The organism is Pseudomonas synxantha BG33R (genome assembly GCF_000263715.2).
Taxonomy (GTDB): Bacteria; Pseudomonadota; Gammaproteobacteria; order Pseudomonadales; family Pseudomonadaceae; genus Aquipseudomonas; species Aquipseudomonas synxantha_A.
The window spans coordinates 909974-920377 of record NZ_CM001514.1; the positions used below are offsets into that span (position 1 = coordinate 909974).

The 10404-nt window shown below is 59.8% G+C and carries 9 protein-coding genes; 5 read left to right on the forward strand and 4 right to left on the reverse strand.

All coding sequences use genetic code 11. From position 1 onward, the window contains the following. Nucleotides 1-199 precede the first annotated feature (199 nt). Together cysD and cysN are read left to right on the forward strand one after the other, a co-directional pair. Nucleotides 200-1117, forward strand: a complete 918-nt coding sequence (cysD, locus tag PSEBG33_RS22975) for a sulfate adenylyltransferase subunit CysD (protein ID WP_005784641.1) — start codon at nt 200-202, stop codon at nt 1115-1117. A gap of 9 nt (nt 1118-1126) precedes the next feature. After that, nucleotides 1127-3025 (forward strand): sulfate adenylyltransferase subunit CysN, encoded by a 1899-nt coding sequence (cysN, locus tag PSEBG33_RS22970; protein WP_005784642.1) that lies wholly within the window; start codon nt 1127-1129, stop codon nt 3023-3025. A 193-nt stretch (nt 3026-3218) separates the two neighbouring features. Here the strand turns inward: cysN and PSEBG33_RS22965 are convergent, their stop codons facing one another. From PSEBG33_RS22965 to PSEBG33_RS28420, 3 genes are all read right to left on the reverse strand, one after another. Next, entirely contained in the window at nt 3219-4118 is a 900-nt protein-coding gene (locus tag PSEBG33_RS22965; protein ID WP_005784643.1) for an acyltransferase, read from the reverse strand. Continuing rightward, the gene (gene pta, locus PSEBG33_RS22960; protein ID WP_005784644.1) at nt 4119-6218 is read right to left on the reverse strand and encodes a phosphate acetyltransferase; all 2100 of its coding nucleotides are present in this window, start codon (nt 6216-6218) and stop codon (nt 4119-4121) included. 79 nt (nt 6219-6297) lie between these two features. Continuing rightward, complete coding sequence (locus PSEBG33_RS28420) at nt 6298-6618, reverse strand: DUF3565 domain-containing protein (protein WP_087945220.1); 321 nt, start codon at nt 6616-6618, stop codon at nt 6298-6300. Between PSEBG33_RS28420 and PSEBG33_RS22950 the strand changes: the two genes are divergently transcribed. Then, nucleotides 6587-7072, forward strand: coding sequence for an FKBP-type peptidyl-prolyl cis-trans isomerase (locus tag PSEBG33_RS22950; RefSeq protein WP_003188398.1), 486 nt, complete (start codon nt 6587-6589; stop codon nt 7070-7072). The genes PSEBG33_RS28420 and PSEBG33_RS22950 overlap by 32 nt on opposite strands. Before the next feature lie 197 nt (nt 7073-7269). Here PSEBG33_RS22950 and rpsT read toward each other — a convergent pair whose 3' ends face one another. Next, on the reverse strand, nt 7270-7548 hold the full coding sequence (rpsT, locus tag PSEBG33_RS22945; protein ID WP_003188401.1) for a 30S ribosomal protein S20: 279 nt from the start codon (nt 7546-7548) through the stop codon (nt 7270-7272). Between the two features lie 253 nt (nt 7549-7801). Here rpsT and murJ point away from each other — a divergent pair, with 253 nt between their 5' ends. Together murJ and ribF are read left to right on the forward strand one after the other, a co-directional pair. After that, a complete protein-coding gene (gene murJ / locus PSEBG33_RS22940) occupies nt 7802-9340 on the forward strand; it encodes a murein biosynthesis integral membrane protein MurJ (protein WP_005784648.1) in 1539 nt (512 codons plus the stop codon). Between the two features lie 119 nt (nt 9341-9459). Then, nucleotides 9460-10398, forward strand: coding sequence for a bifunctional riboflavin kinase/FAD synthetase (ribF, locus tag PSEBG33_RS22935; RefSeq protein ID WP_003188404.1), 939 nt, complete (start codon nt 9460-9462; stop codon nt 10396-10398). Nucleotides 10399-10404: the final 6 nt, after the last annotated feature.

Sequence of the window (10404 nt, forward strand, 5' to 3'; positions counted from 1 at the left end):
AAATGTACTAACTGACACACTGCTATCGGGAGCAAGCCCCCTCCCACACTTGAGTCTATTTGCGGCCAAACTGGCCGGTATATTCATATACCGTTTCGATCTAGATGGCGCCCTGAATAGAAGAAGGTGCTGTGCTAGCATGCCCCGCTCGAACACGGCCCGCCTGGCCGTCCATAAGATCGTTTTTCCGTGAGTAACCATGGTCGACAAACTGACGCATCTGAAACAGCTGGAGGCGGAAAGCATCCACATCATCCGCGAGGTCGCCGCCGAGTTCGACAACCCGGTGATGCTCTACTCGATCGGTAAAGACTCCGCCGTGATGTTGCACCTGGCACGCAAGGCTTTCTTCCCGGGCAAGCTGCCGTTCCCAGTGATGCACGTCGACACGCGCTGGAAATTCCAGGAAATGTACAAGTTCCGCGACAAAATGGTCGAAGAGCTTGGTCTGGACCTGATCACTCACGTCAACCCGGATGGTGTGGCGCAGGGTATCAACCCCTTCACCCACGGCAGCGCCAAGCACACCGATATCATGAAGACCGAGGGCCTCAAGCAAGCCCTGGACAAGCATGGTTTCGACGCAGCGTTCGGCGGCGCCCGTCGCGATGAAGAGAAGTCCCGTGCCAAAGAGCGCGTGTACTCGTTCCGCGACAGCAAGCATCGCTGGGACCCGAAGAACCAGCGCCCGGAGCTGTGGAACGTTTACAACGGCAACGTCAACAAGGGCGAGTCGATCCGCGTGTTCCCGTTGTCCAACTGGACCGAACTGGATATCTGGCAGTACATCTACCTGGAAGGCATCCCGATCGTGCCGCTGTACTTCGCCGCCGAGCGCGAAGTGATCGAGAAGAACGGCACGTTGATCATGATCGACGACGACCGCATCCTCGAACACCTGTCCGACGAAGACAAAGCCCGCATCGTCAAAAAGAAGGTCCGTTTCCGTACCCTTGGCTGCTACCCGTTGACGGGCGCGGTGGAGTCCGAAGCCGAGACGCTGACGGACATCATTCAGGAAATGCTCCTGACGCGAACTTCCGAGCGCCAGGGCCGGGTCATCGACCACGATGGCGCCGGCTCCATGGAAGATAAAAAACGTCAAGGCTATTTCTAAGGGGCTGTCATGTCGCATCAATCTGATTTGATCAGCGAGGACATCCTCGCCTACCTGGGCCAGCACGAGCGCAAAGAGATGTTGCGCTTCCTGACCTGCGGCAACGTCGACGACGGCAAGAGCACCCTGATCGGGCGCCTGCTGCACGACTCCAAGATGATCTACGAAGATCACCTGGAAGCCATCACCCGCGATTCGAAGAAGTCCGGCACCACCGGCGATGACATCGACCTGGCCTTGCTGGTCGACGGCCTGCAGGCCGAGCGTGAGCAGGGCATCACCATCGATGTTGCCTACCGCTACTTCTCCACCGCCAAGCGCAAGTTCATCATCGCCGACACCCCGGGCCATGAGCAGTACACCCGCAACATGGCCACCGGTGCGTCCACCTGTGACCTGGCGATCATCCTGATCGACGCCCGCTATGGCGTGCAGACCCAGACCCGTCGCCACAGCTTTATCGCCTCGTTGCTGGGCATCAAGCACATCGTGGTGGCCGTCAACAAGATGGACATCAACGGCTTTGACCAAAGCGTATTCGAGTCGATCAAGGCCGATTACCTGAAGTTCGCCGAAGGCATCGCGTTCAAGCCAAGTACCCTGGCCTTCGTGCCGATGTCGGCGCTCAAGGGCGACAACGTGGTGAACAAGAGCGAGCGTTCGCCCTGGTACACCGGCCAGTCGCTGATGGAGATCCTCGAGACCGTCGAGATCGCCAACGACCGCAACTACACCGACCTGCGTTTCCCGGTGCAGTACGTCAACCGCCCGAACCTGAATTTCCGTGGTTTTGCCGGTACTCTTGCCAGCGGCATCGTGCACAAAGGCGACGAAGTCGTGGTGCTGCCGTCACGCAAACGCAGCCGGGTCAAATCCATCGTCACCTTCGAAGGTGAGCTGGAGCACGCCGGCCCAGGCCAGGCCGTCACCCTGACCATGGAAGACGAGATCGATATCTCTCGTGGCGACCTGTTGGTGCATGCCGACAATGTGCCGCAAGTGACCGATGCGTTCGATGCCATGCTCGTGTGGATGGCTGAAGAGCCGATGCTGCCGGGCAAGAAATACGACATCAAGCGCGCTACCAGCTACGTGCCGGGCTCTATCACAAGCATCGTGCATCGCGTGGACGTGAACACCCTGGCCGAAGGCCCGGCGAGTTCGCTGCAGCTCAACGAAATTGGCCGGGTCAAGGTCAGCCTTGATGCCGCCATTGCGTTGGATGGCTATGACAGCAATCGCACCACCGGCGCCTTTATCGTCATCGACCGTCTGACCAATGGCACCGTGGCCGCGGGCATGATCATCGCGCCACCGGCCAGCCAGGGCGGTGCAGCGCAGCACGACAAATTGGCACACGTGGCCACTGAAGAACGTGCCCTGCGTTTCGGCCAGCAGCCGGCCACCGTGTTGTTCAGCGGCTTGTCGGGCGCCGGCAAGAGCACGTTGGCCTATGCGGTTGAGCGCAAGCTGTTCGACATGGGGCGTGCGGTGTTCGTGCTGGACGGCCAGAACCTGCGGCATGACCTGAACAAAGGCTTGCCTCAGGACCGTGCCGGGCGCACCGAGAACTGGCGCCGTGCGGCTCACGTGGCGCGTCAGTTCAACGAAGCCGGTTTGCTGACCCTGGCGGCTTTTGTCGCGCCGGATGCCGAAGGCCGTGAACAGGCCAAGGCGCTGATTGGCAGTGATCGCCTCTTGACCGTCTATGTGCAGGCGTCGCCGCTGGTATGTGCCGAGCGTGATCCGCAAGGTTTGTACGCGGCCGGTGGGGATAACATCCCTGGCGAGTCCTTCCCGTACGACGTGCCGTTGAATGCCGACCTGGTGATCGATACCCAGGCCTTGTCGCTGGAAGACAGCGTCAAGCAAGTGCTGGAGTTGTTGCGTCAGCGCGGCGCGATCTAGGCTTTATTGCCGCACAAAAAAGCCCGCCACCGAGTGATCGGTGGCGGGCTTTTTACACATTCTCAAATGTGGACTCGGTCAATGTGGGAGCTGGCTTGCCTGCGATGGCGGACTGTCAGTTTATTTATCCTTTGCTGATCCACCGCTATCGCAGGCAAGCCAGCTCCCACATTGAATTGCATCCACATGTTGATCAGCGGCTGGCTGGAAAGTCTTTGTGCAACTGCTCCAGCAACGCATCCTTGTCTTCCCACAACCGGTTGATCCAGCCCTGGAACGCTAACCGGTACTCCCCATCCTGCTCATAATTCTTGCCAATGAATTCAGCCGGGATCTGCACCTCTTCAAACTGCACCACCACCTCCTTCACATTCCCGCACAGCAAATCCCAATAGCCGGGACGCCCGGCAGGGTAGTGAATGGTCACATTCACCAGTGATTTGAGCTGCTCCCCCATGGCATCCAGCACAAACGCAATACCGCCGGCCTTGGGCTTGAGTAAATAGCGGAATGGGGAGTTTTGCTGCGCATGTTTGCCCGGCGTAAAGCGTGTGCCTTCGGCAAAGTTGAAAATCCCCACGGGGTTGTCGCGAAACTTCGCACAGGTCTTGCGGGTGGTTTCCAGGTCTTTGCCTTTCTTTTCCGGGTGCTTCTCAAGATAAGCCTTGGTGTAGCGCTTCATGAACGGAAAGCCCAGTGCCCACCACGCCAAACCAATCACCGGCACCCAGATCAGCTCTTGCTTGAGGAAAAACTTCAGCGGGCGAATGCGCCGATTAAGCACGTATTGCAGCACCATGATATCGACCCAGCTCTGGTGGTTGCTGGTCACCAGATACGAATGCTGATAGTCCAGGCCTTCAAGGCCGCTCAGGTGCCAGCGTGTGCGGCGCACCAGGTTCATCCAGCCTTTGTTGTTGGTCACCCAGGCTTCGTGGGTGTGGTTCATCAGCCATTCGCTGAAGCGCTTGGCGAAGGGCAGTGCCTTGAACAGCGCGACAATAAACAGGAACGAGCACAGCAGGATCGTGTTCAGCGCCAGCAACAGCGAAGCGATCACCCCGCGTACGGCGGCAGGTAGAAAATCCAGCATTTAGATATCCATAGGTCGGTTGGCGGCTTGGATCGCAGTCAGCGCGATGGTGTACACGATGTCGTCTACCTGGGCGCCGCGCGGCAGGTCGTTGACCGGTTTGCGCAGGCCCTGGAGCATCGGCCCCAGGCTCACGCAATCGGCGCTGCGTTGCACGGCTTTGTAAGTGGTGTTGCCGGTGTTCAGGTCGGGGAATACGAACACCGTGGCCTTGCCCGCCACCTGGCTGTTGGGCGCCAATTGCCGGGCCACGCTTTCATTGGCGGCGGCGTCGTATTGCAGCGGTCCGTCGATCAGCAGCGAGCCTTGCTGTTCGTGGGCGAGCAGGGTGGCTTCGCGGACTTTTTCCACTTCTTCGCCGCTGGCCGAATCACCGCTGGAGTAGCTGATCATCGCCACGCGTGGCGTGATGCCGAACGCGGCGGCCGAGTCGGCGCTTTGCAGGGCGATTTCCGCCAGTTCCGCGGCGCTCGGGTGCGGGTTCATCACGCAGTCGCCGTATACCAGCACCTGCTCGGGGAACAGCATGAAGAACACCGACGACACCAGGGTGCAGCCCGGGGCGGTCTTGATCAGTTGCAGGGCCGGGCGAATGGTATTGGCGGTGGAGTGGATGACGCCGGAGACCAGGCCGTCCACTTCGTCCAGGGCGAGCATCATGGTGGCGATCACCACTGTGTCTTCCAGCTGTTGCTCGGCCATGGGGGCGTTGAGGCTTTTGGTCTTGCGCAAGGCAACCATCGGCTCGACATAGCGCTGGCGAATCAGGTCCGGGTCAAGAATCTCCAGCCCCTCGGGTAGCTCGATACCCTGGGCACGGGCGACCGCTTCGACATCCTCCGGTTTGGCCAACAGCACGCAGCGGGCAATGCCTCGGGCCTGGCAGATGGCGGCGGCTTGCACCGTCAGCGGCTCGCTGCCCTCGGGCAACACGATGCGCTTGTTGGCGGCCTGGGCCCGTTGGATCAACTGGTAGCGGAACACCGCCGGCGACAGGCGCATCTCCCGTGGCGTACCGCAACGCTGGTGCAGCCAGCGTGCATCGAGGTGGCTGGCGACGAAGTCGGTGATGATCTCCGCGCGCTCGCGGTCATCGATGGGGATTTCCTTGTTGAGGCTATTGAGCTGGTTGGCGGTATCGTACGAGCCGGTGCTCACTGACAATACTGGCAATCCGGCCTGAAAGGCGCCGCGGCACAGGTCCATGATGCGCGGGTCGGGCAGGGTGTCGCTGGTCAGCAGCAGCCCGGCCAGTGGCACGCCGTTGATCGCGGCCAGGCTGACGGCGAGGATGATGTCGTCGCGATCGCCGGGGGTGACCACCAGGACGCCGGGCTTGAGCAGTTCTACGGTGTTGCGCATGGTACGGGCGCAAATGATGATCTTGGTCATGCGCCGGGTTTCATAGTCGCCGGCGTTGAGGACCTGCGCACCCATCAGGTCGGCGACATCGCGGGTGCGCGGGGCATTGAGTTCGGGCTGGTAGGGGATGCAGCCAAGCAGGCGGAAATCGCCGCTGCGCAACAACGGCGAGTGCTCTTTAAGGCGCGCCGAGAATGCCTCCATGCTTTCGTCGGTGCGCACTTTGTTGAGGATCACGCCCAATACTTTCGGGTCTTTGGGGCCGCCGAACAGTTGGGCCTGCAATTCCACCCGGCCAGAGAGCTCGGTGAGCACTTCGTTCTCCGGCGCCGAGACCAGGATCACTTCCGCATCCAGGCTCTTGGCCAGGTGCAGGTTGACCCGCGCGGCGTAGCTGGCGCTGCGGGTCGGCACCATGCCTTCGACGATCAGCACGTCTTTGCCTACTGCGGCCTGCTGATACAGGGTGATGATTTCTTCAAGCAGCTCATCGAGTTGGCCGTCGCCGAGCATTCGCTCCACATGGGCCAGGCCCAGGGGTTGTGGTGGCTTCAGGCCGTGGGTACGTGCCACCAGCTCAGTGGAGCGCTCCGGGCCGGTATCGCCCGGGTGTGGCTGGGCAATCGGTTTGAAGAAGCCGACTTTAAGGCCGGCCCGTTCCAGGGTGCGCACCAGCCCAAGGCTGATGGAGGTCAGACCCACACCAAAATCGGTGGGCGCGATAAAAAAAGTCTGCATGCGAATTCTCTGGAGGTGCATGGCTTGGGTGGCGCCCTATGCATGGGCGCCTACCGCGAATCAGGCGTCAAGGTTATCGTTATTCGCGCACTTGCGCACACCAGCCGCACGCAAAGGGTTGGCCTATTTTTTCAAGGCGTTGCGCGGGGTCCAGGACCCAGGCGCGCGACTGCCACGGTGGCTGGTGGCGCAGGTGCTGGGTGTGGCCGCAGGACAGCTCGGCAACCCAGTGCAGGTCTTCGTCCTGGCGGAATCCGGTGATCGTCGAGACCGTTGGTCGGCCCCGTCTGTCCGGGTTCTGTTCGCTTTCGGACAAATCCTTGTTTAGACTTGTCCGTTCTTCATTCTTATGCAAAAGGTCTCGCCCCATGACGATCGCCGCTAACAAGGCTGTCTCCATCGACTATACCCTGACCAACGACGCTGGTGAGGTCATCGACAGCTCAGCCGGCGGCGCGCCGCTGGTCTACCTGCAAGGCGCAGGTAACATCATCCCAGGCCTGGAAAAAGCCCTGGAAGGCAAGAACGTCGGTGACGAACTGACCGTTGCCGTAGAACCTGAAGATGCCTACGGCGAATACTCCGCCGAGCTGGTCAGCACGTTGAGCCGCAGCATGTTCGAAGGCGTTGACGAGCTGGAAGTGGGCATGCAGTTTCACGCTTCCGCGCCGGACGGCCAAATGCAGATCGTCACCATCCGTGACCTGGACGGCGATGATGTGACTGTCGACGGCAACCACCCTCTGGCTGGCCAGCGCCTGAACTTCCAAGTGAAAATCGTTGCCATCCGCGATGCTTCCCAGGAAGAAGTGGCCCACGGCCACGTCCACGGTGAAGGCGGTCACCACCATTGATTGTGGTTTGATCAATCGGTAGCAAAAACGCCCCGACTGGTTCGGGGCGTTTTTTTTGCGTTTTAATGTGGGAGGGGGCTTGCTCCCACAAGGGGATTTGTGATGATTCCGTGGGCAAACAAAAATGCCCCGGACCTTTCGGTACGGGGCATTTCTTAACTGTTACGCAACCTGGGCTACGTGGCAGTTGTTACCACTTAGGCTGCAGCAGGAACGCTCAGAGCCTTGATGTGGCCATTCAGGCGGCTCTTATGGCGAGCGGCCTTGTTCTTGTGGATGATGCCTTTATCGGCCATACGGTCGATAACTGGCACGGCCAGAACGTAAGCAGCTTGAGCTTTTTCAGCGTCTTTGGTGTCGATGGCTTTAACTACATTCTTGATGTAGGTACGAACCATGGAACGCAGGCTGGCGTTGTGGCTGCGACGCTTCTCAGCCTGTTTTGCACGTTTTTTGGCGGAAGGTGTGTTGGCCACCGTCGAGCTCCTCGAAAGACTTTTTAGGAAATAGCAAACAAAATAGGCCGCGAATCATGCCGATGACTTGATGGGTTGTCAAGGGCGGCTGATGCGAACTGCTGAGTGGTCGATCTGAAGAGGCGGGTGATTTATTTCCGGCGCTTGACCTGTAAACTCGCGAGCTTTGGCTCTGTGCTGTTGCAGGCGCGCAGTATCGCATAAGTGGGCGCTTTGTTCGCCTGCTCTTTATCTATAGGCGCAAACTCTTTCAATGAATCTGCTCAAATCGTTGGCTGCGGTCAGCTCTATCACGATGATCTCCCGGGTTTTGGGGTTTGTGCGTGACACTCTGCTGGCGCGCATCTTTGGCGCCAGTATGGCCACGGATGCCTTCTTTATTGCCTTCAAACTCCCAAACCTGCTGCGACGGATCTTTGCCGAAGGCGCGTTTTCCCAGGCGTTCGTGCCGATTCTGGCCGAATACAAGACCCAGCATGGTGAGGAGGCGACTCGTACGTTCATCGCCTACGTCTCGGGTTTGCTGACGCTGGTGCTGATGCTGGTAACCATCGTCGGGATGCTCGCCGCGCCCTGGGTGATCTGGGCCACGGCGCCCGGTTTTGCCAATACGCCGGAAAAGTTTGCGCTCACCACTGATCTGCTGCGGGTGACCTTTCCTTATATATTGCTGATTTCCCTGTCTTCGCTCGCCGGGGCGATCCTCAATACCTGGAATCGTTTCTCGGTACCGGCCTTTGTGCCGACCTTGCTGAACGTCAGCATGATTATTTTTGCGCTGTTCCTTACGCCGTATTTCGATCCGCCCGTCATGGCCCTGGGCTGGGCGGTCCTGGCCGGCGGCCTGGCGCAGTTGCTGTACCAACTCCCGCACCTGAAAAAAATCGGCATGCTCGTACTGCCACGCCTGAACCTCAAGGACACCGGCGTCTGGCGCGTGATGCGCAATATGCTGCCGGCGATACTCGGGGTATCGGTCAGTCAGATTTCCCTGATCATCAACACCGCGTTTGCCTCGTTGCTGGTATCCGGCTCGGTATCGTGGATGTACTACGCCGACCGCTTGATGGAGTTGCCATCCGGTGTGCTTGGCGTGGCATTGGGCACGATCCTGCTGCCCACCCTGGCACGCACCTACGCCAGCAAGGATCGTCAGGAGTATTCGCGCATTCTCGATTGGGGCCTGCGTCTGTGCTTCCTGCTGGTGTTGCCGTGCGCCTTGGCCCTGGGAATCCTGGCCGAACCGCTGACGGTCTCGCTGTTTCAATACGGGCAATTCGATGCGCATGACGCCTTGATGACCCAGCACGCGCTGGTTGCCTACTCTGTCGGCCTGCTCGGCATTATTGTGATCAAGGTGCTGGCACCGGGCTTCTACGCGCAGCAAAACATCCGTACGCCGGTGAAAATCGCGATTTTCACGCTGATTGTCACGCAACTGCTCAACCTGGTATTTATCGGTCCTTTGGCCCATGCCGGGCTGGCGCTGGCGATCAGTGCCGGAGCTTGTATCAATGCTGGCCTGCTGTTTTATCAACTGCGCAAACAGCATATGTATCAACCACAGCCGGGTTGGGCGATGTTTACCCTCAAGTTGCTCGTGGCGGTGGCTGCGATGTCCGCTGTGCTGGTGGGCTTGATGCACGTGATGCCGGCCTGGGGCGATGGCGATATGCTGGAGCGCTTTATGCGCTTGGGCGTGTTGGTGGTGGCGGGCGTGGTGGTGTACTTCGGGATGTTGCTGTTGCAGGGTTTCCGCCTGCGGGATTTCAATCGCAAGTCGCTGGGATAGAGACTTTGCCGCGATAAAACGATTGTTTTATCGATTCGACCCATTTGGCCTGCGCTGTTGCCTGTCGTCCGGGGCCGGGTGTGGTTATAATCGACCACTTTATGAGCAAGAAGCGCGTTATGCAGCTGGTTCGAGGTCTCCACAACCTGCGCCCCGAGCATCGGGGCTGCGTCGCCACTATTGGCAACTTTGACGGTGTTCACCGTGGCCACCAGGCTATCCTGGCAAGGTTGCGCGAGCGTGCGGTCGAGTTGGGCGTGCCCAGCTGCGTGGTGATTTTCGAGCCACAACCGCGGGAGTTCTTTACCCCGGAAACAGCGCCGGCCCGTTTGGCGCGCTTGCGCGACAAGCTGCAACTGCTGGCGGAGGAGGGCGTGGACCGCGTCCTCTGCCTGGCTTTCAACCAGCGCTTGCGCAGCCTCAGCGCCGCCGAGTTCGTCGACCGCATCCTGGTGGACGGCCTGGGTGTACAACACCTGGAAGTCGGCGACGACTTCCATTTCGGTTGTGACCGGGTCGGGGACTTCGATTTCCTGCAACATGCTGGCGTCAACCAGGGTTTTACCGTCGAAGCCGCGCAAACCGTCGAACTGGACGGCCTGCGCGTGAGCAGCACCCAGGTGCGTAACGCCCTGGCTGCCGCCGACTTCGACCTGGCCGAGCGTTTGCTCGGTCGCCCGTTCCGCATTGCCGGGCGGGTACTGCACGGCCAGAAGCTGGCGCGCCAATTGGGCACGCCAACTGCCAACGTGCAACTCAAGCGCCGTCGTGTACCGTTGACCGGGGTTTACCTGGTCAGCGTCGACATCGACGGCCAATCGTGGCCGGGAGTCGCCAATATAGGCGTCAGGCCCACGGTTGCAGGTGATGGCAAGGCCCACCTGGAAGTTCACCTTTTGGATTTTGCCGGTGATTTATACGACCGGCGTTTGACGGTGGTTTTCCACCAGAAGCTGCGTGAAGAGCAGCGTTTCGCCTCCCTGGAGGCGTTGAAAACGGCGATCAATGCGGATGTCGCCGCCGCCCGTGCACTAGCCGCACCTAGCGCCCATCGCTAACCGAAG